The 20,959-nt window shown below is 72.5% G+C and carries 20 protein-coding genes; 2 read left to right on the forward strand and 18 right to left on the reverse strand.

Translation table 11 applies throughout. The annotated features are described in order from the left end of the window. Window positions 1–119: 119 nt before the first annotated feature. The 4 genes from E1300_RS34610 to E1300_RS34625 all read right to left on the reverse strand — a co-directional run bounded on the left by E1300_RS34610 (window position 120) and on the right by E1300_RS34625 (window position 4,507). Complete coding sequence (locus E1300_RS34610) at window positions 120–914, reverse strand: hypothetical protein (RefSeq protein WP_131761328.1); 795 nt, start codon at window positions 912–914, stop codon at window positions 120–122. Between the two features lie 224 nt (window positions 915–1,138). Continuing rightward, entirely contained in the window at window positions 1,139–1,822 is a 684-nt protein-coding gene (locus E1300_RS34615; RefSeq protein ID WP_131761329.1) for a hypothetical protein, read from the reverse strand. A 395-nt stretch (window positions 1,823–2,217) separates the two neighbouring features. Beyond that, complete coding sequence (locus tag E1300_RS34620; RefSeq protein ID WP_131761330.1) at window positions 2,218–2,910, reverse strand: TetR/AcrR family transcriptional regulator; 693 nt, start codon at window positions 2,908–2,910, stop codon at window positions 2,218–2,220. 157 nt (window positions 2,911–3,067) lie between these two features. Beyond that, the gene (locus E1300_RS34625) at window positions 3,068–4,507 is read right to left on the reverse strand and encodes an MFS transporter (protein ID WP_131761331.1); all 1,440 of its coding nucleotides are present in this window, start codon (window positions 4,505–4,507) and stop codon (window positions 3,068–3,070) included. Window positions 4,508–4,581: 74 nt separating this feature from the next. Between E1300_RS34625 and E1300_RS34630 the strand changes: the two genes are divergently transcribed. Beyond that, entirely contained in the window at window positions 4,582–5,181 is a 600-nt protein-coding gene (locus E1300_RS34630; RefSeq protein ID WP_131761332.1) for a winged helix-turn-helix transcriptional regulator, read from the forward strand. A gap of 104 nt (window positions 5,182–5,285) precedes the next feature. Here E1300_RS34630 and E1300_RS34635 read toward each other — a convergent pair whose 3' ends face one another. From E1300_RS34635 to E1300_RS34695, 13 genes are all read right to left on the reverse strand, one after another. Then, window positions 5,286–6,041, reverse strand: coding sequence for a GTP-binding protein (locus tag E1300_RS34635; RefSeq protein WP_131761333.1), 756 nt, complete (start codon window positions 6,039–6,041; stop codon window positions 5,286–5,288). Then, on the reverse strand, window positions 6,022–6,462 hold the full coding sequence (locus E1300_RS34640) for a DUF742 domain-containing protein (RefSeq protein WP_131761334.1): 441 nt from the start codon (window positions 6,460–6,462) through the stop codon (window positions 6,022–6,024). Before E1300_RS34640 ends, E1300_RS34635 begins: the two co-directional genes overlap by 20 nt. 6 nt (window positions 6,463–6,468) lie before the next feature. Beyond that, window positions 6,469–6,888, reverse strand: coding sequence for a roadblock/LC7 domain-containing protein (locus tag E1300_RS34645; protein WP_131761335.1), 420 nt, complete (start codon window positions 6,886–6,888; stop codon window positions 6,469–6,471). Then, a complete protein-coding gene (locus tag E1300_RS34650; RefSeq protein ID WP_131761336.1) occupies window positions 6,885–9,779 on the reverse strand; it encodes a sensor histidine kinase in 2,895 nt (964 codons plus the stop codon). Before E1300_RS34650 ends, E1300_RS34645 begins: the two co-directional genes overlap by 4 nt. Before the next feature lie 96 nt (window positions 9,780–9,875). Next, the gene (locus E1300_RS34655) at window positions 9,876–10,253 is read right to left on the reverse strand and encodes a hypothetical protein (protein ID WP_131761337.1); all 378 of its coding nucleotides are present in this window, start codon (window positions 10,251–10,253) and stop codon (window positions 9,876–9,878) included. Between the two features lie 172 nt (window positions 10,254–10,425). Beyond that, window positions 10,426–10,983 carry an ATP-binding protein gene (locus E1300_RS34660; protein ID WP_131761338.1) on the reverse strand — a complete coding sequence of 186 codons (558 nt, stop codon included), beginning with the start codon at window positions 10,981–10,983 and terminating at the stop codon, window positions 10,426–10,428. A 162-nt stretch (window positions 10,984–11,145) separates the two neighbouring features. Next, on the reverse strand, window positions 11,146–11,727 hold the full coding sequence (locus E1300_RS34665) for a PadR family transcriptional regulator (protein ID WP_131761339.1): 582 nt from the start codon (window positions 11,725–11,727) through the stop codon (window positions 11,146–11,148). A gap of 76 nt (window positions 11,728–11,803) precedes the next feature. After that, on the reverse strand, window positions 11,804–13,651 hold the full coding sequence (locus E1300_RS34670; RefSeq protein ID WP_131761340.1) for a fatty acyl-AMP ligase: 1,848 nt from the start codon (window positions 13,649–13,651) through the stop codon (window positions 11,804–11,806). Window positions 13,652–13,654: 3 nt separating this feature from the next. Further along, window positions 13,655–15,424, reverse strand: coding sequence for an acyl-CoA dehydrogenase family protein (locus E1300_RS34675; protein WP_131761341.1), 1,770 nt, complete (start codon window positions 15,422–15,424; stop codon window positions 13,655–13,657). Between the two features lie 85 nt (window positions 15,425–15,509). Beyond that, a complete protein-coding gene (locus tag E1300_RS34680) occupies window positions 15,510–15,911 on the reverse strand; it encodes a nuclear transport factor 2 family protein (RefSeq protein ID WP_131761342.1) in 402 nt (133 codons plus the stop codon). 104 nt (window positions 15,912–16,015) lie between these two features. Further along, window positions 16,016–16,780 carry an SGNH/GDSL hydrolase family protein gene (locus E1300_RS34685; protein ID WP_131761343.1) on the reverse strand — a complete coding sequence of 255 codons (765 nt, stop codon included), beginning with the start codon at window positions 16,778–16,780 and terminating at the stop codon, window positions 16,016–16,018. A gap of 32 nt (window positions 16,781–16,812) precedes the next feature. Then, on the reverse strand, window positions 16,813–17,442 hold the full coding sequence (locus E1300_RS34690) for an SGNH/GDSL hydrolase family protein (protein ID WP_131761344.1): 630 nt from the start codon (window positions 17,440–17,442) through the stop codon (window positions 16,813–16,815). Further along, entirely contained in the window at window positions 17,442–17,699 is a 258-nt protein-coding gene (locus E1300_RS34695; protein ID WP_131761345.1) for an acyl carrier protein, read from the reverse strand. Before E1300_RS34695 ends, E1300_RS34690 begins: the two co-directional genes overlap by 1 nt. 1,006 nt (window positions 17,700–18,705) lie before the next feature. Here E1300_RS34695 and E1300_RS34700 point away from each other — a divergent pair. Continuing rightward, entirely contained in the window at window positions 18,706–19,182 is a 477-nt protein-coding gene (locus E1300_RS34700) for a hypothetical protein (protein WP_131761346.1), read from the forward strand. 73 nt (window positions 19,183–19,255) lie between these two features. Here the strand turns inward: E1300_RS34700 and E1300_RS34705 are convergent, their stop codons facing one another. After that, window positions 19,256–20,365 carry an NAD(P)H-dependent flavin oxidoreductase gene (locus E1300_RS34705; RefSeq protein ID WP_131761347.1) on the reverse strand — a complete coding sequence of 370 codons (1,110 nt, stop codon included), beginning with the start codon at window positions 20,363–20,365 and terminating at the stop codon, window positions 19,256–19,258. Window positions 20,366–20,959 lie beyond the last annotated feature (594 nt).

Consider the following 20,959-nt stretch of genomic DNA (forward strand, 5'->3'; position numbering starts at 1 on the left):
CGGACGCGGCCGGCGCCGCGAGGACGCCTCCGGTGAGGGCGCCCGCCGCGAGGGCGGCGCCCAGCGCGAGCGCGCCTCCGCGCCGCGCGGGAGTTGCTGTCATGGGGCGCTCCATCGCGCTAGGAGATCTCGGTGTACGGCTTGTAGCTCACGTACTCGGTGAAGACGGCGGCGTTGTTGCCCGCCGCGGACGGCAGGCCACCCTGGAGGTTGACGATCCAGTTCAGGCCGCCGGCGGAGATGGGCCCGCAGTTGGAGCCGCCGGGGACGGCGAAGGAGTTGTCCACCATCGTGGCCTTGAACACCGGCGGGTCGGTGGACACGTCCACCGGGTAGCTGCCGGTGATGGGCTTGTTCGGCGGCGGCGGGCTGGTCGTCCCGAACGTCAGGTGCAGCTTGATCGGGTTGCTCGACGTGCCGATGTAGCAGTTCCCGCCGAGCACCGGGTTGATGACCTTGACCTTGAGGTTCAGCAGGACGTCGCCGTTCACGAGGTCCATGAACCCGCCGTACTCGGGCTTGGCGTAGACCGCCGTGAGGATGGGGTCGCCGAAGATCCCTGGCTGGACGAGCATCCTGTCCGCCTGGAAGCCGCCGACGACGACCTTCTGCTCCAGGGTCTCGGGGTCGAAGCCGACGGCGTAGGTCAGCGTCATCGGCGAGGTCAGCCGCTGGTCGAGCTTGCCGAGCTTGAACTGGCCGCCGGAGATGATCGCGACGTTGCAGTTCCACCAGGTCGGGTCGGCGCCCGCGGGCAGGGCCGGGCACTTGGCGAAGCTGAAGGACGGGATCGGCTCGGCCGCGGACGCCGGGGCGGAGAGGGCGGTGGCGGACAGGACGGTGCCGGACAGGGCGGCGCCGAGGGCGAGGGCCGCCTTCGCGGTCCGGCCGCGCCGTCGGAAGGGTGATCTCACAACGTTCTCCACGGGGGTGGGTGCAGGGAGAGGCCGCTCGGCAGCGCGGAGCGGGCGGCTGCGGGCTGGCTCGGGGGACGGTGGCGGGACCGTCCGGCGCGCGGCCGGAACGGTCCCGCCGGTGGGGGCGCGGGAGGCAGGCCCGCGCGCGTGGTTCGGCGGCCGGTCCGCCTAGGGGCCGGGCGCCAGGTCGGTGCCTGAGGGGCCGGGCACCAAGTCGGTGCCTAGGGGCCGAGCACCAGGTCGGCGCCGCCCGGCGTCAGCAGCTGGAACTTGCCGTTCGCGGAGGCGCTGGCCGGGCAGCCGCTGGTGTTCTCCGGGTTGGAGATCTTCTGCAGCGACTGGCCCTTCAGCTCGCCCTGCCCGTGGTTGTTGGTGGTGTCGGGGCGGGCCGGGTTGGTCTTGTTGAACAGGCTGATGGTCAGCGGGGTGGTCGTGGTGAGGCCGTAGTGGCAGGTCTCGGTGCGGCCGAGCGAGGTCAGGTGCAGGACGGCCTTGATGTCCACGGCCGGGTTGGGCGCGTTGATCGTCAGGTAGCCGTCGCGGCCCCCGGAGACCGGCGCGTACGTCGCCGAGCCGCCGGTGTAGGGCAGGCCGATCGCGGTGATGGTGTCGGAGCCGCCGTAGTTGTTGGTGCAGCCGGAGAGCGTGACGCCCTTGAGCGAGCCGCTGCTGCCGTTGGACACCACCGTGGCGGTGAGCGTCGTGCTGGTGCACGTGGTGGTGATCAGCCCGACGCCCGGGCCGTTGCCGGACAGCTTGGTCGGGTTGATGTTGGTGGCGACGACGTCGCCGTTGTAGGGAGCTCCGCCCGAGCTGATCGTGGTGGCGAGCGCCGCGGTGGCGGTGCACACCAGGAGGGCGCCGGCTCCCAGGGCGGGAATGAGGAACCTGGACGGTTTCGGCACCTTACTGTCCTTTCGGTCGGGGTGGGGACCATCCGGCGATGATCGGCCGTCCCCCGCGCCTCGTCGCACGGTCCGAGCATGGGTCCGCCGGATGCCGCGGAATGGTGCCGCCCGATCCCCGGGCCCGGAATGGCCGGGCGGTCATCCGTGGCCCTCGAACCGAAACATAAACTGCACGGTTTCTCAAGAACGGTGCCGTACCCGATCGGCCCGAAAGGCCTTTCGGTATCGCGCAAATGATCGTGTCCGCCGTCCCTATCGGCGCGACGCGGGTAAGCGCGCGGTGTGACCCTGATCACAGACCGCACCTACCCGCAGGTAACGTGACGCGGGTCACTCAGAAGCGTCGAACGCCCGGCGGGGTTCCGGACCGGAGGCGGGATGGCCTCATGCGGTCACGCCTTCGGAGGCGCGGACGGTGCCGCCTCGTCCTGATGGTCCTCGCCCGGCGGCTTGGGGAGCACGAACATCCCGACCAGCCCGCGCTCCAGGCCGGGCAGCACGTGCGTCTCGTCCCGGCTGATGCGGCTGTAGAGCACCTCGTGCACGCCGCCGACGATCACCTCGGCCGTCAGCCCGGGCTCCGGGCAGCCGGGGCGCAGCGCCCGCAGATGCGTGATGATCATCTCGCTGAAGTAGGCCTTGACGCGGTCCCGCCGCTCGATCGCCTCCCGCCCGGCGGCGAGGACCTCGACCACGCACATCCGCGCGGCCAGCGGCTCGGCGGCCAGGAAGACGAGCAGGGCGCGCAGGCCGGCGCACATCCGCGCCTTCGGCGACTCGTGCTCGTCCATCGCCGCGGAGACGCCCTCGATCAGCCGGGCGGTGACCGAGTCGTAGGCCGCGAGAAAAGCCTCGTCCTTGTTCCGGAAGTGCTCGTAGAAGGTCTTCTTGGAAATGGCCGACCGCGTCACGATGGCGTCGATGGTGAAATGCCCGTAGCCGGTCGCGCCGACGACCTCGATCACCGCCTGGAGGATGCGTCCGCGCTGGTTGCTGGCCACGTAGCTGCGCGAGAGCCGGTGCCGCCCGGACGGCAGCCGCTCCGCGTCCTGCCCCCGGACCACCTCGTCGTCGACCCTTCCCATGCTTGAACAGCATGACGCAACGCCGCACAACGCACCACAGTGGGCGCCTCCCTCCGGATGGAGGTGCCCACCGTGGTGGGGGAGCGTCTGGACGAACCGGAGGGCCTGGGCCGTCCGGGTCAAGGTTTCGTCCAACGCACCCGGGCTCACACCATGCTCAGGTTCTCGTTCCGGCGACCGCCTCCGTTCCTGTTCCGGGGACGCTTGGCGAGGACGGCTGGGACGCGCCGCGCCGCACCGGCGTCATGCCGAGCGCCGCGATCGCGGCGGCGACCATGACGGCCGCGACGACGAGCCACGCGTTCACGTAGGCGCGGTGGGCGTCCAGGTACCCGTGGGGGGCGCCGAGCAGCGCCACCGCGAGGCTCACGCCGAGCACGCTGCCGATCTGGCGGCTCATGTTCACGACGGCGCTGCCCGTCGCGTACCGCTCCGCCGGCAGGTCCACGGCCGCGGCCGCGAGGATGGTGGGCAGGGCGAGGCCGACGCCCGTCCCCCCGACGAGCCAGCCCGGCAGCAGCTCGGCGGCGTACGCCGGTTCCGGGCCGAGGCTCGTCGCCATCATCACGACGCCGAACATGCAGAGCATGCACCCGACGGCGGTGACCAGGCCGACGGGGACGCGGGCGGCGACCATCTTCCCGGCCACCAGCGCCATGACCGGCACCATCAGCGGACCGGGCGCCACACCGAGCCCGGTCTCGACGGCCGAGTAGTGCCAGATCTCCTGCATCCAGAGCACGCCCAGCAGCAGGTTGGCCGCGAAGGCCACGGTGAACAGCAGGACGGTCGCGTTCGACCAGGCGAAGGTGCGCACGCCCAGCAGGGACGGCTCGATGACCGGCGCGGGGTGTCGCGCCGAGCGGAGCCAGAACAGGGCCAGGGCGAGCAGCGCCACGCCGACCGCGATCGCGGTCCGCTCCCCCGGCCAGTCGTTGATCTTCACCAGTCCGAGCGCGAGCAGCGCGATCGCCCCGGTCAGCACCACGGCCCCCGGCAGGTCGGGGACGCGCGCGGACACGCCCTCGCGGGAGTCGGGCACGTAGCGGAGCGCCAGCAGCGTCGCGAGCACCCCGATGGGGATGTTGACCTCGAAGACCCAGCGCCAGGAGACCTCGACGAGGACGCCGCCGACCGCGGGCCCGGCGCCGGCGGCGAGCGCCGCGGACGCGGACCAGACCCGCACCGCGCCGCCCCGGCGCTCCGGCGGGAACACCGACAGCAGGAGCCCGAGGCTGGTGGGGATGAGGGCGGCCGCGCCGACCGCCTGCGCGACGCGGAAGGCGACCAGCCACCACAGCGAGGGAGCGAGGGCGCACGCCTGGGAGGCGAGGACGAACACCGTGAGGCCGGCGACGAGGCCCGCCTTGCGGCCGTAGCGGTCGGCGAGCCTGCCGAGCGGGACCAGCAGCGCCGCGAACACGATCGCGTAGCCGTTCAGCACCCAGGACAGGTCGGCCAGCGACTCCCCGGCGAAGTCGCGGCCGATGTCGTCGAACGCCACGTTGACGATGAACAAATCGAGGCCCGCCATGAAGGAGGCGACGGAGAGCACCGCGAGCACGAGCCCCGGGCGTACCTGACTTTGTTGCACCATAGTCAGCGAGGCTAGCGAGCGAGCTGACTTTGGTCAATACAAGCCAGGTGGTTTCCCGGCGTATACTCGCCTCCGTGACGATCGCACTAGAGGGGCACTTCGCCGACCGGACGACCTGGTCGATGCAGAACTGCCCGGTGGCGAGGACGCTCGCGGCCCTCGGCCCGCCCTCGGCCGTCCTCGTGCTGAGCGAGGCCTATTTCGGGACGAACCGTTTCGGCGACTTCGTGCGCAACCTGGAGATGACCGAATCCGCGGTCACCGCGCGCCTGCGCCACCTCGTGAAGGCGGGGCTGCTCAGCAAGGAGCCGTACCAGGAGCCCGGGCAGCGGACCCGCTACGAGTACCACCTGACCAAGATGGGGCTGGACCTCGCGCCCACCCTCGTCGGCCTCATGGAGTGGGGCGAGACGTACCTCCCGCACGAGGAGGGCCGCCAGGTCATGCTGACGCACGCCGGCTGCGGCGAGGACGTCATCTCCGAGGTGCGCTGCGCCTCCGGCCACACGGTCGGCGTGAGCGAGATCGTGATGCGGCCGCCGCGCGACCCCGAGCCGTGGACGCCCCCGGGGGACGGGCCGGAAGCCGGTTCAGAGGCCGGTTCAGAGGCCGCTTCGGGGGCTGGTGAGCGTGCGCAGGCCGAAGCCGCGGACGTCCCGGACGGCGACGATTAGCGCCTGACCGAAACCCCCGCCGTGCGGCCCTGCCCTCCGCCATGAGGCCCTGTGCTCCGCTGGCGGCCCTGTCCCCCGCTCGCGCTCGCGCCCCGTCCCTCCGCTCAGTCCTCGACCGTGGCGGTGCGGGAGACGGACTCCTTCCACGCGCGCGGGCTCCGCGCGGGCGCGGACGACGGCGACGGGCCGCCGGCCAGCCGCAGGGCGTGCTCCACCAGCGCCACCAGCACCTCCTTCGCCGACCCGTTCTGCCGCGCGTCGCACAGCAGGACGGGCACGTGCGGGTCGATGTCCAGCGCGGTGCGGACCTCGGGCGTGTCGTACCGGTCGGCGCCGTCGAAGCAGTTCACGGCGACGACGAACGGCGTGCCCTTCTCCTCGAAGTAGTCGATGGACGCGAAGCTCGCCGTGAGCCGCCGCGTGTCGGCGAGGACGACCGCGCCGAGCGCGCCGCGGGACAGCTCGTTCCACATGAACCAGAACCGCTCCTGGCCCGGCGTCCCGAACAGGTAGATCGCGACGCCGTCGCGCAGGGTGATGCGGCCGAAGTCCATGGCGACGGTCGTCGTGGACTTGGACGCCACGCCGTCGAGGTCGTCCACGCCGACGCTCGCGTCGGTGAGGGCCTCCTCGGTGCGCAGCGGGCGGATCTCGCTGACCGCGCCGACCATCGTCGTCTTGCCGACGCCGAACCCTCCGGCGACGAGGATCTTCAGGGCGACGCGCGGGCCGTCGTAGCGGTCGGCGGACTCGTCGTCGGCGGAGCCGTTCGGTGGCGGGGGGGCGGTATGACCCGCGGGGGGACGACCCCCCGTGCTCCCCGGGCCGACGTCGTCGGGGTTAGAGCGCACGGAGTTCATCGAGCACCCTCCTGAGCAGGTTCTGGTCGACATGAGGCGGAACGGACGGTGTCGGGGTGGACCAGCGCTGGACGGCCAGCAGGCCGGAGTCCAGCAGGTCCCCCGCGAGCACGCGGATGACACCGAGCGGCAGCTCCAGCTCCGAGCCGAGGTCCGCGACGGTGTGGGGGCGGCGGCACAGCGCGAGCAGCCTGCGCTGCTCGCGCGCCAGCCGGCCCGGCTCGGGCGGCGGGGCCCCGGTCGCGACGAGGATCGCCACGATGTCCAGGGGCTCGCCGCGGGGCCGGGTCCGGCCGCGCGTCATCGCGTAGGGGCGGACGATGGGTCCGGCGGCCGCGTCGATCCACCGTTCCCGTCCGGGCCCTTGGGGGGCGCCGGGTGGTCCGGGACCCCGGGAGGCGCCGGGTGCGCTGGGGTCCATGCGGACTCACCCGGATCCAGGTCCCGGCCCGCCCTGTCTCAGGCCCGTGGACAACTGCTTGCCGACGCGTTTGACGAGCATCGTCATCTCGTAGGCGACGAGGCCCGCGTTGGCGCCGACCTCGCTCAGCAGCGCGAGGCAGCTGTTGGCCCCGGCGGGGACCACGAAGAACAGGCCGTGCTCCATCTCGACGAGCGTCTGCCTGATCTCGCCGGAGTCCATCTGCGGCTTGGCCCCCTGCGCGAGGCTGTGGAACCCCGCGGCCAGGGCGGCCAGGTACTCGGCGTCCTCGCGGCCGACGCCGCGGGAGGCGCCCATCACGAGGCCGTCCCGCGACAGCACGACGACCTTGCGCACCTGCGGGACCCGGTCGACGAGGTCGTCCAGCAGCCAGCCCAGATCGGCGGCGACTCCCTGATAGGTCATGATCTTCCTCCCATGCCTTCGGCGGGTCCCTCGTCCTCGTTCCTGCCGCGCAGCCATCCCGCCTGGAGGGACGCGAACAGGTCCCGGGACGCCTCGGCCGAGCGCTCCTCCCACGCGACGAGCGCGTCCTCCGGGTAGGGCGTGGCGGGGGGCGTCTCGTCGTCGCGCAGCTGCGGGGCCATGCTGGCCCTGCGGACGCGCCGCGGCAGCGGGGCCCGCCCGCCGGGCCCGGCCGGCGCCGGCGCGTCCCCGAAGCCCGTGTCCCCGAACGACGACGGCGCGCCGCTGTGGCCCGCGGCCTGGAACGGGCGGGTCGCGTCGAACGCCGGCGGCGGGTTGTACGCCGACGGGCTCTGCTGGGCCGGCGGGCTCCCGTACGCCTGCTGCTGGTACGCCTGCTGCTGATGCGCGGAGGGCGCGTCGTACGACGGCGGGCTCTCGTACCTCAGCGCCTTGTCGAACGCCTGCGCGTCGTCGTGCGGCGGCTGGCCCTCATAGGACCGGCCCTCGTACGACTGCGCCTCGTAGGGCTGGTTCTCGTACGTCTGGTTCTCGTACGACTGGGGGGTGTCGTAGGACGGTGCGTCATACGACTGCGGGTCGTCGAAGGACGCGGGGGTGTCGAAGGACACCGTCGAGTCCGGGGGCGGGGCGTCGGACACGTCCCGGCCGGGACCGTGCTCTACGCCCGGGTCCGCCACGGGCGTGCCGCTCACGGGCGTTCCGGTCACCGGGATGCCGCTCACGGGCGTCTCCGACGACGGGGCGTTGTACCCGCCCGTGCCGTTGGTGGTGGGTTCCGCCACGTCGTACACGGTCGGCGCGTTGAGCATCGCCGTCGGGTTCGGCCACAGCTTCCCCGAGCCGTTGCCCGCGACCGTGCCCGCCTCGAAATGCTCCGTGGGGACGGCGCGGGCCGCGGGCGCGGCACCGGCCTTGCCCGGTTCACGGGACGCGGCGCCGGCGGGCACCTCGTCCTCGGGCTGGTCGATGTCCACGATGAGCTCGCGCGGGATCAGCACGACCGCGCTGACGCCGCCGTACAGCGACGGCTGGAGCGCGACCTTGATGCCGTGCCGGCCGGCGAGCCGCGCCACGACGAACAGTCCGAGCCGGTCGGTGACCGCGAGGTCGAACTCGGGCGGTCGCGACAGCCGCAGGTTGAGCGCGTCCAGCTCGGACTGGTCGAGCCCGATGCCGCGGTCGATGATGTCGACCGCGAACCCGTTCGCGCCCATCTCGCCGCGGACGAGGACCTCGGTCGGGGCCGGCGAGAACACCGTGGCGTTCTCGATCAGCTCGGCGAGCAGGTGGATGACGTCGGCGACCGTCTCGCCGATCACGGCGGCCTGGCCGGAGACCACGACGACCTCGACGCGGGTGTAGTCCTCCACCTCGGAGACCGCGGCGCGCAGCACGTCCTCGACGTGCACGGGCCGGCTCCACCCGCGGCCGGGCGACGTCCCGGACAGGATGACGAGGCCCTCCGCGTGGCGGCGCATGCGGGTGGTGAGGTGGTCGAGGCGGAACAGGTCCTCCAGCGCGTTCGGGTCGGAGGCCTTGCGCTCCATCTCGTCCAGCATGCGGAGCTGGCGGTGCAGCAGCGACTGGCTGCGCCAGGCGACGTTGAGGAACACCCGGCTGATGCCCTGCCGCAGGTAGGACTCGCGGACGGCGGTGTCGATCGCGGTGTACTGCACCTTGGTGAACGCGTCGCCGACGCGCGCGACCTCGCGGCTCTTGCCGATGTCGAGCGGCGGCGCCTCGGCCTTGACGTCCACCTCCTCGCCGCGGCGGAGCCGGGCGACCACGCCGGGCAGCCGGTCCTCCGCGAGGTTCAGCGCGGCCCGCTGGAGCTCCCGCAGCTCGCGCGAGAGGCTGCGGCCGGCGAGCAGCGACAGCGCGATGGACGCGACCACGGCGAGCAGCCCGAAGCCGCCGACGAGGACGAGCCGCTGGACGACCCGGTCGCCGATCGGCTTGGCCAGCTCGTTCAGCGCCAGGCTGGCCTGGGTGACGCGCTGCTCCCACGCCTGCGACAGCAGCGTGGTGGTGGCGGACCAGTCGCCGGTCTCGGCGGGCAGCCGGTCGCCGCGCGCGTTGACGATCGCCGTCTCGGCCGCGCGGTACCGCTGGAAACCGTCGGACGAGGCGAGCTGCTGGAGCGGCCCGCGGATGGTGTCGTTCAGATCCGCCATGCCGGCCTCGAACTCCTGCCGGCCGTTCGCGGCCCACTGCACGAACGCGAGGTGCTCGGCGGGCGAGAGCCTGCCGCCCCGCGCCAGCGCGGCGGTGACCAGGGCGTCCTCGCGCAGCATGTACGCGCGGGCGTTGCCGATCTGGATGAGCGCGCGGCCCTGCTCGAAGATCGCGAGGTCGTTGACGGTCACGAGGCCGTTGAAGACCGCGATGACGTCGTCGAGGACGGTGCTGTAGGAGTCGATGACCTGGAGCGGCTCCGCCCTGCCGGAGTCGACCTCGCTCCGCAGCTGGGGCAGCCGGTTCAGCGACGTGATCGCCTTCGCGAGCCGCTTCTCGGTCTCGGGCTTGGCGGCGTCCCTGGCGTCGGACGAGAGCGCCGTCTTGCGGAACGCGCCCTGGACGGCGTTGACCCGCGCCCGCTGGACGCCGAGCTTCTGCTTGTCCTGCGGGGTGCGCCTGGCGAGCGCGGCCACGCTGAGGGAACGCTCCGCCTGGAGCTGGCCCACCAGGTAGATGCCCGGGAGCCCCATCTTCTCGTAGGTGGTGGAGAAGTCGTACTTGTCGAACGCCGCGCCGAGCGTGATGTTCGCGGCGAACGCCCAGAGGGTGATGAGCGAGATGAGCGGCACCAGCAGCAGGGCCGTGATGCGCAGCCGTATGGGGCGTCTCCGCCGGCCTCCGGTGGCCATCGGATCACGCCCTCTCGCGCCGGGCCGGAGCCGTCACAACCCGGGCCGGGGCCGTCACGAGTCTGCCCGGGGCCGTCACGACCGGGTCCGGGGCCGTCATGATCCGGTCCCGTCCGCGCCGGTCCCGTCCGCGCCGGTCCCGTCGAGGGCCGCCCGGGCGACCAGCGCCCGCAGCCGCCCGGTGATCATCGCGACGGCCTCCGCGTGGCCGCGCGCCGCCCGCTCCCGGGTGGTGTACCGCCCGATGTCGGCGTGCATCGCCAGATCGGACACGATTGTCTGCCATAGCAAAGGTCTCCCATTCGCCGCGAAACCGAGGTCGGTCACGGTGAACCAGGTCGAGACGACCACGACGACGCCGCCGACGCGGATGACGTCCTGCGCGAGCAGGCGTCCCCTCACGTCCAGCAGGAGCCGTTGTGCCTCGTCCGACGTGGCCCGTCCGCCGTCCGCCCGGTACCAGTCCACGGACATCGCAATCCCCATCGCCGCCGGTCCGCGCGTCCGCGGCCGGTCCGGTGTGGACCGTTCCGCCGACGCGTCCCGGCTGAGTAGAACGCGGGCATGCCGGCGTTCGTCGGCGGTCGCGCGTGACCACCCGCCGCCCGCGTGCCCGGCGGGGATCAGCGCGGCGCCGCGACGCTCCTCAGTGCGCGGGCCGCTCGTCGCGCGGCCAGGCGCGGACCTCGCACCAGACCGACTTGCCGGACGAGGTGTGGTCGGTGCCGTGCCGCTCGGCGATCACGGCCACGAGGAACCATCCGCGGCCGGTCTCCTCCATGAGGTCGACCTGCCTGGCCGTCGGGACGGCCGGGTTCGTGTCGTGGACCTCGACGCGCAGGCGGGTGCCGGCGCGCAGCAGCCGCAGGCGCAGCGTGGAGCCGGGGCTCGTGGCGTGCTGGACGGCGTTGGTGACGAGCTCCGAGACCAGGACCTCCGCGTCGTCGCGGATGTGGCCGATGCCGGAGGCGGTGGCGACGGACCTGCTGAAGGCGCGGGCCCGGGGGACGGATTCGCGTGTCGCCGGCAGGTCCAGCTCGCCGAGCAGCATCGCCGCGCGGCCGGTCGTCGACACGGCGGACGGGGCGACTGCCGTGACGGTGCCGTTGCCGTTGTGGTCGGGTCCGGCGCCGGCCGGAGGCGGCACGTCGACGTGCCGTTCTGTGTCGCTAGGCAGCTCGATGGTGTGGTGTTCGCCCGACATGTGGAACGCCTCCTTGACTAAGGCGTAGTGACCCGTCCCGGAGCGACCGGGGTGCACGTCCGGAAAGGGCACGGGGGGTAGGTACCGCGACCGCCGCCGTTCGGGCGAGCGGCGGTGCGGTGTGCGCGAGGGCGGGTGACGCCGTCCGGCGTGGTGCGGCCGTCATGACGACCCGTTCCCCTCCGCGTGTGCGCCCGCCCGGGCGCGCAACAGCCGGGCGGTGCTCTTGAACCACTCGTAGTTCTCCTGCTCGAACCGGCGTCCCCGCAGGCAGGTCAGGTAGGGGCCGATCGGTGTCGCGCTCTGCAGGAAGGTCTCCTCGTCGAGACCGCCGCGCAGATGCTCCAGGGTCCGCTCGAAGATCTCGACCTTGGCGGCGGACGCCAAGGCGCGGTCCTCCAGCTGCCCGATGACCGCGTCCGCGGAGATGTGGTCGACGGCCTGCACCATGACCAGGAGGTTCTCGCGGATGATCCCGGGCTTCGCGGGGGTGGCGGCGAAACGCTCCAGCTCGTCGATCCCGGCCTGCGTGACCGTGTAGACCCGCTTGTTCGGGCGGTCGCGCTGGATGACCTGCCGTCCGCTGATCAAGCCTTCGGTCTCCAGCTTCGACAGCTCCGAGTAGAGCTGCTGCGGAACGGCGTGCCAGAAGTTGGAGACCGACAAATCGAAGATCTTGGCCAGCTGGTAGCCGCTGTACTCGCCGTCGAGCAGCGCCGCCAGCACCGCGTGACGAAGTGCCATCGGCTGTATCTCCCCGCCTTGACTCAGGGACGCAGCCGACGCTAGCAGACAACGACATGATTAGTCATGCTTTTGACTAGGATCGGTTTCGGTCCGCCGCGCGCAGCGCGGCGATCGCGGGCTCCAGATCGGCGGCCAGGCCGGCGATCCGCCCCTCCAGGAAGTCGCGCCGGGTGAGCCGCCGCTGCATCTTCCCGCTGGTCGTGCGGCGCACGGAGCCGCGTCCGCACAGCACCACGCTCAGCGCGGGCAGCTCGAACGCGCGGGCCACCTCGCCCTTGACCATCGCGGCCAGATCCGGCAGCGGCGTCCCGGCGGCCAGCCGGGTGCTGACCTCCTGGACGAGGACGACGTGCTCGGTCCCGTCGTCCACGGGGAACGCCGCGGTGACGCCGGCCGCCGGATGGGCGGCGCGCGCGACCTCCTCGACGTCCTGCGCGTGGATGTTGCGGCCGTTGACGATGATCAGGTCCTTGATGCGGCCGGTGACGTACAGCTCGCCGCCGTCGGTGAAGCCGAGGTCGCCGGTGCGCAGGTAGGGGCCCGTGCCGTCGGCGGTGAAGGCCCCGAACGTCGCCGCCGTGTCCGCGGGGCGCTTCCAGTACCCGCGGGCGACGCTGCCGCCGCGGACCCAGATCTCCCCCGCGCGGCCGTCGGGGACGGGCTCGCGGGTCTTCGGGTCGACGACGCGCACGTCCAGCGTGACGGGCCGCCCGCTGCTGACGAGGCGTCTGACGCCGGACGTGTCCGGCGCCGCCCCCTCTCCCCGGGCCCCGCCGGGCCCCGGCTCGTCTTCGGGGGCGACGGGCTCGTCGAGCGCGATCGCCTCGTCGCGGGTGAGGGCCTCGGCGTCGAAGTCGCGGATCACCGGTCCGGTCCCGAGCGGCGCGGCCGTGACGAGCAGCGTCGTCTCGGCCATGCCGTAGCAGGGCATCCACGCCTCCGGCCGGAACCCCACGGGCGCGAGCCGCTCGGCCAGCCGCTCCAGCGTCGCCGCGCGGACGGGCTCCGCGCCGTTCTTGGCGATCCGCAGCGAGGACAGGTCGAGGCCCTCCAGCTGGTCGTCCTTCACCCGTTTCAGGAGCAGGTCGTAGCCGAAGTTCGGGGACAGCGTGATCGTCCCGCGGTGCCGGGTGATCAGCTCCAGCCACAGGACGGGCCGCTTGATGAACGTGATCGGCGAGGTGGACACGTACGCGCAGCCCAGGTACAGCGGCTCCAGCACCTGCCCGACAAGGCCCATGTCGTGGTAGTGCGGCACCCAGCCGACCCCGACCGTGTCGGGGCCGCCCTCGATCCTCCGCTTGATCTCCTCGCCGTTGCCGAGGAGGTTGCCGTGCGAGACCATCACGCCCTTGGGCTCACCGGTCGAACCGGACGTGTACTGGAGGAACGCCAGCGTGCCGGGGCCGAGCTCCGGCATCGTCCAGGCGTCCGGGTCCGTCCCGTCGGGCGCCTCGGTGTCCAGGCAGCGGACCCGACCGCCCAGGCCGGCCTCCGCCAGCCACTTCCCGATCGTCGCCGTGTGCGCGGACTCGGTGAGCACCCACCGGATATCGGCGTCGTCCACGATCCGCCGGGTCCGCCCGAAGCGCTCCGCGTCCAGCGCGGGAAGCGGCGCCGGGACGGCGACGGCCCGCGCGTACAGGCAGCCGAGGAACGCGACCAGGAACGCGAGGCCCTCCGGGTAGAGCAGCAGGACGGCCTTGTCCCGCAGCCCGAGGGCCTCCAGCCGGCAGGCCAGCGCCCGTGCCCGCGCGTCCAGCTCGGCGAACCCGAGCACGTCCTCCCGGTAGGCCCGGCCGGGCCCCCGCTCCTCCCGGACGAACGTGAAGCCCCGGTCGTCCCCGTGCGTCGCGACGTTCTCCCGGACGACCGACACGAAATCCTTCTGGTTGGGTATCCGGGCGTCACTCCCAGACATCGTCTACTCCCCGGTCTGGAGCATCGACCGGTCGTCCTCCGCCATGGTCAGCAGCGAGAACCATCGATGCTCGTCGAAACTGCGGAACATCGCGTCCTCCAGGGCCGGCAGGAAGTCCTCGGAGAGCTCGGTGTCGGGCTGGGCGCGCTGGAGCAGCCGCTGGAGGCACAGCACCAGCCACTCGCCGCCGGCGAAGGGTCCGCCGAAGTCGGCGCGGTTGTGGATCCAGGTGAGCATGCACGAGGCCATCGCGTGCAGCTCGCAGTACCGGCGCGCGCGGGCGAGCGCGGCCACCGACGCGGTGTCGCCCTCGTTCGCGCGGATGCCCGCGTCCAGCGTCGCGCGCAGCCCGCCGATGCTCGACACCAGGTCCTTCAGCTCCGCCGCGACGCCCGGCGCCGCGTGCGTGTTCGCGGCGGTGAGCAGCTCGTCGGCGATCGCCTCGAACCGCTGCCCGACCTCGTCGCGGCCCTCGTTGGTCAGCTGGAGGAGCCGCCCGTCCGGCTGCCAGGCGGGCGGGGTCCGCGTCCACTGGAACAGGTCGGCGAGCAGCTCGTCCTCCTTCCCGGTCTCGTCGGGCTGCGTGACGAGGAACGGAAGCTGCCCGGCCACGTTCGCGAGGTTGACGTGCGTGGTGCCCTCGAAGATGCTCGCGATCGCGTGGTCGCGCTGGAGCTTCTGGAACACCCCGTGGGCGACGCCCTCCCGCAGGTAGCCGCGGGCGGCGAGGACGGTGCCGATGCTCGCCACGACCTCCTCGCCGAGGACGGGCACGAAGTACTTCACGATGGACGACCACAGGCTCAGCCGCCCTGGCGCCACCGTGAGGCAGCGGGCCACCGGGATCGCGACGCACTCGGCGATCAGCAGGTCCAGGTGCGTCTTGACGAGATGGTCGCGGATGACGGGAATGTGGTAGATGTCGGCGCCGTACAAGGTGCGCTGCCGCGAGTACTCCATCCCGATGCGCACGACCGCGTCCATCGTCCCGACCGACAGCGCCGCGATGGCCGTCCGGGTGATCTGGAGGGTCTTCAGCGTCTGGACGAGCCCGGAGCCGCGCCGCCCGATCACGGCGCTCGCCGGGATCCGCGCGTCGTGGAACGCGACACCGCTGAGGTCGTGGCCGCGCAGCCCGACCGTCCGCACCGGCGGCAGCACCGACCACGACTGCGGCGCCAGCTCGCGCTTGTCGACCAGCAGCAGCGAGAAGTCCCGCGTGCCGGTCTTGGCGTAGGTCGTGACGAACCGGCCGCGGGTCGCGTTGCCGACCGGCCACTTCGTGCCGTTCAGCACCAGGTCGTCGCCCTCCTGCGCGGCCTGCGACTCCGACGCCATCACGTCGCTGCCGTGGTCGGCCTCCGAGACGCCGAAGCAGGCGAGGTCGCCGCGCAGCACCCCGTCCGCCACCGTCGCCCGCTGCCGGTCGTCGCCCCACAGCCACACCGGGTTCACCGCCAGCAGCCCCGAGCCGTACATGACCGCCACCGTGACGCTCCGCCGGGAGATGCCGCGGGTGACGAAGAAGAGCTCCTCCAGCGTGGTCAGCCGCCCGCCGAGCTGGGTCGGCACCAGGTAGGCGGGGAAGCCCCAGGCGCGGACGGCGTCGACCGCCCCCGGTGGGATCTCGTCGCGCTCCTCGGCCTCGACGATCGCCTTGTAGGAGAAGGGCCCGGCCTCGTCGTCCATGGGGTCGCCGAGATAGGCGTCCAGATCGGCGGCGATCCGGTGCGCCGGGGACAGCACTGCGCGTGCGGGGACCTTTCTGTCCATCTTTTCCTTCGACTCCTGTACCTGGACGTGTCGCAGAGCCCGCCGCGGTCTCGGGCGGGCCCGGTGGGCCGGGTCCCGCCCCGGGTCAGGCGGGCGGCCCCGATTCCTCCATCCGCCTGCCGACCACGCGGGCGAGGGTCATCGCCGCGGGGAGGGGGCGGACCATGACCGTCAGGCCGGTGACCAGGCCGCCGTCACCGAACCTGAGCAGGTCGACGCCCTGGACGGAAGTGCCCATGACGCGCGCGTGGAAGACGAGCGCCTGCGAGGGCGGCCCGTCGCGGGCCGTCCCCACCAGCTCGTCGGTGTAGTGGAACTCCTCGAAGACCTCCAGCAGCACGCGCAGGAGCGCGGTGACGGTGTCGCGCCCGCGGTAGGGCTTCACCATCACCGGGCTGAGGAACTCGATGTCGGGGTCCAGGCTCCGGGTGATCGCGGCGAGGTCCTTGGCCTCCACCGCGAGCCGGAACGTGCCGGGAACTTGCACCTGCGCCCACTCCCTTTCGCAGCCGCTCGTCCCGCCCGCCGGCACCGCCGGCGGAGGGTCGGTACTCCGCCCAGACCCCCAGGGCCTGCGCCCCAGGGGCTGATTCAGTTGTCCGCCGGCACCGGCGCCGCCCGGGCGAGGTCCTCGGCCCACGCCCGGTAGCCCGCCGGCGACGGATGGAACCCGTCGGAGGCGAACAGCCGCGGGTCCCGCGCCATGGCCTCGTCGACGGGCACGTGCAGGGCCCCGCCGGCGCGCGCCGCCTCGGCCATGAGCTCGTCCATGGCCCGCGCGCGCTCCCCCAGCACCCGCCGCAGCGGCTGCGGCAGCGCGGGGAACCGGTGCACCGGGGGCATGCCGGCGATCAGCACGGCCGCCCCGCCGTACCGGTCGCGCAGCGCCTCGATGAGCGCGGTCATGTCGGCCGTCCACCGGCGCAGCGGACCGTGCCGGAGCAGATCGTTGATCCCCACGGTGACCACCACGAGATCGGCGCCGCCGCCGTCCGAGGGACCGTCGCGGGCGAGGAGGTCGGTGATCTTGCGGGCGGTGGCGCCGTTCTCGCCGGCGACCGACCAGGCCACGTCCCGGCGCAGCCGCTCCCGCAGCGCCTCCGCGAGATGGCCCGGCAGCGCCTCGGCGTGCTCCTCGGCGCCCACGCCGACGGCGGTGGACTCACCGATCACCACGACCCGGTACTCCGGTCCGGCGCCGCCCCCGCCGGTGACGACGCCGCGGTCGTCCCCGGCGGCCGGGTCCAGCCGCGGGGTGCGCCGCACGGTCCGCCAGGCCTGGACGGCGAGCACGGGCGCGAGCGCGGCCAGCGTCGCGGGACGCCGGACGCGTTCGATGACGGAACGTCTCTTCATCTGTAGCCCCAGTTCTCGGCTGCCCCCGAGGATCAGCGGGCCCGCTCCGCGAGCAGGCCCCGGGCGATGTGCGCGACCACCTCCGCGACGTACGAGTGCCCGGCGACGTTGAGGTGGATGCCGTCGGCGCTCCACATGGACGGGTCGCCGACCTTCGACACCGACTCCCGGGCGGGGAAGGTCATCCCGAACTCCCGGGACGCCCGGTCGAGCTCGTCGTTGAAGTCGGCGATCCGCTGCACGGTCCGCGTCCGGCGGAACCGCGACATCGGAGATCGTTCCAAGAACGGCGGCCGCGGCACCGGGATGGCGATGGCCACCGCGTCCATCGCCCGCGCCCAGCCGAACACCTCGTCCAGCCGCGCGGCGACGGTCTCCCGGTCGAAGCCGTTGAGCGCGTCGTTCATGCCGCAGCCCAGCATCACGAGGCGCGGCCGCAGGTGCCGCGCGTCCGGGAGCTGGTCCCGGACGACGTCCTCGATGGTCGCCCCCGGTCTGGACAGGTTGACCAGCTGGTCGCGGGGGAAGTCGAGATGGCGCGCGAGCCGGCCCGCCCAGCCGAGCCAGCCGCCGGCGGGGTCGGGGTCGTCCCATCCCTCGGCCACGCTGTCGCCGAGCACCACCATGGGCCGCCCGGCGGCGGCGTCGGACGGGCCGCCCATCACGCGACGAGTTCGATCAGGTAGTCGGTGAGGTCGGCGACCGTCTCGCGGCGGCGCGCCTCCGCCACGTCCACCTCGACCTGGAGGTGGTCCTCGATGTCGCTGATGATGCTGATGGCGTAGACCGAATCCACGCCGTAGCGCGCCAGTTCGATCGTCGGGTCGATGTTCTCAACGGGCCGGTCGAGGTAGAAGGCGATCCGGTCAAGAAGCCACGATTGGAGCTCGTCGTGGGAAATTATTTCCGACCTGTTCACGGCACTCCCTCTTTGTCAGGAGATCTTCCAAACAATCGCGATTTACATCGGAAGACGAGCACCACGCAAGATACCGGCAAATAGCGCGCCTGTCTCAGATTCGTCTGTGAACTATCGGACACAAGGATGTCTCTGTTCCGTAAATTAAGTCAGTGCACCGGTAAAAACGGATACCGAATACCGGCCGGTAACGGGCGCCGTTAAGGGGCCCACGGAACTCCGGCCGTCCCGCCCGTCCCAGCCGTCCGCTCCTCCACCGCGGACCGTCCCGCGACACGCGACCTGCGCGGTTCCCCACCGGTGCGGGCCCCGGGGACCGCCCCTGTCCACGACGTACCGGCACGTTCCATGAGATTTTCGGACAACCCGACGGATCGCCCGGTACCTCGCGCCCCCGCCGTCACATCCGTCACAAAGGGCCTCTCAGCAGCGACGCGACCGGATTCGACTCCCACGTCCAGGCCGGGCGCCCCTTGACCGCGGGGCCCGCCGCGTCCGCCGCCGACGCGCCGCGGCGCGGCCGGCCGCCCGCGCCGGCGCGACCGCGCCACCGCCCCGCCGCGAATGATCAGGAGCCGGGAAAGGAGGAAGCACGGAAAGGCATGCCTCCGGGCGTCGCACGGGCAGAAAGTTCTTCCGTTCCCGATGAGTCGGTTACTCCCCTGCGCCCGCGTCCGCTCGCACGCTTCTTACGCGGTTCCCCAGGCCCTGTGAACCAGTTCCGCTGCACCGAAAGCGGCATTGCAAGTTTCACCGGAATTCGCGGCGGATTCCCACCCGCCGGCCCGTCGGCCCGTCCCACACCGAGTACGACGTTCTTGCCCTTGGTCAGCGCCCGCGGGTCGCGAAATCTCGAAAGGCGGGCGCGCCGCGCGGAGACGTTCCCGACGAGAAACGTGGCGTGCGCTTCGAGGGGATTGGGGCGTCCGAAAACAGGTACGTGTTTGGAGCGATCGTCCTGTGGCAGCCCTGGACCGACGGCAAGTCACGGAAGGAACGACGGGCCATGGCCTTGCACATAGGACGCAAGCGGCACGAGACCATCGACGACGCCCCCGGCGCGACGGCGGAACGGCGGACCGGGCGGGGGCACCGCCTCTGGCCCGCGCGGAAGGCCGGAACGACGGACACCGCCGCCAGGACGGCCCCCGCGGGCACGGAGCCGACGAGGACCGTGGTCGTGCGGCCCAAGCGCCGCCGGTGGCTCCGCAGCACGCACAACCCGATCAGCGCGATGATCCTGGCCGCCGGATGGGCCGCTGCGGCGATCCTCGTGCTGGGCATGCTGCTCACCTGGGGCGAGGCGAACCCGGGCAACACCATCGTGGACGCGACGCTCGACGCGGGCCGCTGGCTCGCCACCCCGTTCCACGACATCTTCACCCGCTCCGACCCGAAGGAGCAGCTCTACATCAACTGGAGCATCGCGGCGGTCGTGTACTACGTCCTCGCGCGCGCGTTCTCCTGGATGACCCGCTTCTGAGCGGCCCGCTCCCGTCCCCCGGGCATTCCGGCCCCGGCCGCGAGGCGGCCGGGGCCGGGGCGCGTCCGGGAGGTCAGTCCCCGGTGATCGCGTTGAGGCGCTCGATGGCCTCCACGTACTCCTCGATGATGTCGTAGACGACCTGGGCGGCGGGCTTGACCTGGTTCATCGAGCCGACGATCTGCCCGACCGGGAAGGTGACCAGCTCGCCGTCGCCGGACCGGGCGATGCGCGGCAGCGCGTCCGCGACCAGCATGAACTGCATGGGCATCGGCAGGTAGCCCGGCGACCTCTCGCTCTCCCACGCCTCGGTCCAGGCGGTCTTGAGGAAGCGGGCCGGCTTGCCCGTCCAGGCGCGCGACCGGACGGTGTCCCGGGACGTCGCCTTGAGCAGCTTGGGCATGGCCCGCTCGGGGGTGTCGGCCTCGTCCACGGTCAGCCAGATGGAGCCCGTCCAGACGCCCTCGGCGCCGAGCGCGAGGCCCGCGGCCATCTGCCGGCCGCGCCCGATGCCGCCGGCGGCGAGGACGATCGTCTCGTCGCCGACCGCGTCCACGACCTCGGGGATGAGGACCATCGTGGAGACGTCGCCGGTGTGCCCGCCCGCCTCGGTGCCCTGCGCGACGATGATGTCGACGCCCGCCTCGACCTGCTTGCGGGCGTGCCGGGCGTTGGACGCGAGGCCCGCGACCTTGACGCCGTGCTCGTGGGCCTGGGCGGCGACGTCGGCGGGCGGCGGCCCGAGCGCGCTCGCCAGCAGCGCGATGGGGTGCTTGAGCGCTACCTCGACCTGGGGGCGGGCGGTCTGGTCGGTCCAGCCGAGCAGCGCCCGCCCCGCCGTCTCGGTGGACGGCTCGACGCCGTGCTCGGCGAGCAGCTCCTCCAGGAACGCCCGGTGCTCGGCCGGGATCATGCCCTGGAGCTTGCCGAGCAGCTCCTCGGCGTCGCCGAGGTCGGCGCCCTCGTACTTGGCGGGCATGACGACGTCCACGCCGTACGGCTTGCCGCCGACGTGCTCGTCGATCCACTTGAGCTCCAGCTCCAGCTCCTCGGGGCTGAAGTAGAGGGCGCCGAGGACGCCCATGCCGCCGGCGCGGCTCACCGCCGCGACCACGTCGCGGCAGTGACTGAACGCGAAGATCGGGTACTCGATGCCGAAAAGTTCGGTGACTCGTGTCCGCACAGCCCCGACCCTAGGCGCGGACGGCCCGAACTGCAACAGGTTCTAGTTAGCGAGATCCTTGCTTCCCCGTGACGAACGCCATCGGACCTAGAACATGTATCACCCGTACGAAGATCGACCGCGCGCATGGTTCCGACCCGCGCGGGCGCGTTGGCGACGTGGGAAGGCGGGGCCGGAGACACGCGCACGGTCCCCGACCTGCGCGCGGGCGCGTTGACGCACGCAGGTGTGCGCCTCTCGGTGCCGGTCTCTCCCCCGGCCCGCGCGCGGGCGCGTTAACGACGCGGGGAGGCGAGGTCGGAGACGAGCCTCCCCGCGAAGATCGCGAAGCGATGCAGCGCCCGCCCAGGAACGGTCAGCCGCGAGCCGCCAGGCGAGCGGCTGGGCCGGGCCTGCGTGAGTTCAGCGCTGTTTTCGGCCTAGTTGGGCTGGGCGGCGGCCGGGCGGGCGCGGGCCGCGTGGGGCGGGTTGTGCCTGTTTCGGGGCGGGGCGGCGGGGGTCGGCGGGACGGCCCTGCTGGAGACCTCGCCCGGGCACGCGATCCGCTGCGCCCGCACGCCCTACGTCGACGCGTTCGCGGAGACGCGCCGCGAG

Origin of the sequence: Actinomadura fibrosa (genome assembly GCF_900659615.1) — a bacterium.
GTDB classification, from domain to species: domain Bacteria; phylum Actinomycetota; class Actinomycetes; order Streptosporangiales; family Streptosporangiaceae; genus Spirillospora; species Spirillospora fibrosa.

Bases quoted from the DNA above. Each gene is read 5' to 3' on its own strand.
- E1300_RS34640 (WP_131761334.1), bottom strand. From the start codon at position 6,462: ATGGACCCCAGCGCACCCGGCGCCTCCCGGGGTCCCGGACCACCCGGC.
- E1300_RS34700 (WP_131761346.1), top strand. From the start codon at position 18,706: ATGGCCTTGCACATAGGACGCAAGCGGCACGAGACCATCGACGACGCC.
- E1300_RS34685 (WP_131761343.1), bottom strand. From the start codon at position 16,780: ATGAAGAGACGTTCCGTCATCGAACGCGTCCGGCGTCCCGCGACGCTG.
- E1300_RS34620 (WP_131761330.1), bottom strand. From the start codon at position 2,910: ATGGGAAGGGTCGACGACGAGGTGGTCCGGGGGCAGGACGCGGAGCGG.
- E1300_RS34690 (WP_131761344.1), bottom strand. From the start codon at position 17,442: ATGGGCGGCCCGTCCGACGCCGCCGCCGGGCGGCCCATGGTGGTGCTC.
- E1300_RS34655 (WP_131761337.1), bottom strand. From the start codon at position 10,253: ATGTCCGTGGACTGGTACCGGGCGGACGGCGGACGGGCCACGTCGGAC.
- E1300_RS34645 (WP_131761335.1), bottom strand. From the start codon at position 6,888: ATGACCTATCAGGGAGTCGCCGCCGATCTGGGCTGGCTGCTGGACGAC.
- E1300_RS34675 (WP_131761341.1), bottom strand. From the start codon at position 15,424: ATGGACAGAAAGGTCCCCGCACGCGCAGTGCTGTCCCCGGCGCACCGG.
- E1300_RS34625 (WP_131761331.1), bottom strand. From the start codon at position 4,507: ATGGTGCAACAAAGTCAGGTACGCCCGGGGCTCGTGCTCGCGGTGCTC.
- E1300_RS34670 (WP_131761340.1), bottom strand. From the start codon at position 13,651: ATGTCTGGGAGTGACGCCCGGATACCCAACCAGAAGGATTTCGTGTCG.
- E1300_RS34660 (WP_131761338.1), bottom strand. From the start codon at position 10,983: ATGTCGGGCGAACACCACACCATCGAGCTGCCTAGCGACACAGAACGG.
- E1300_RS34635 (WP_131761333.1), bottom strand. From the start codon at position 6,041: ATGAACTCCGTGCGCTCTAACCCCGACGACGTCGGCCCGGGGAGCACG.
- E1300_RS34650 (WP_131761336.1), bottom strand. From the start codon at position 9,779: ATGGCCACCGGAGGCCGGCGGAGACGCCCCATACGGCTGCGCATCACG.
- E1300_RS34665 (WP_131761339.1), bottom strand. From the start codon at position 11,727: ATGGCACTTCGTCACGCGGTGCTGGCGGCGCTGCTCGACGGCGAGTAC.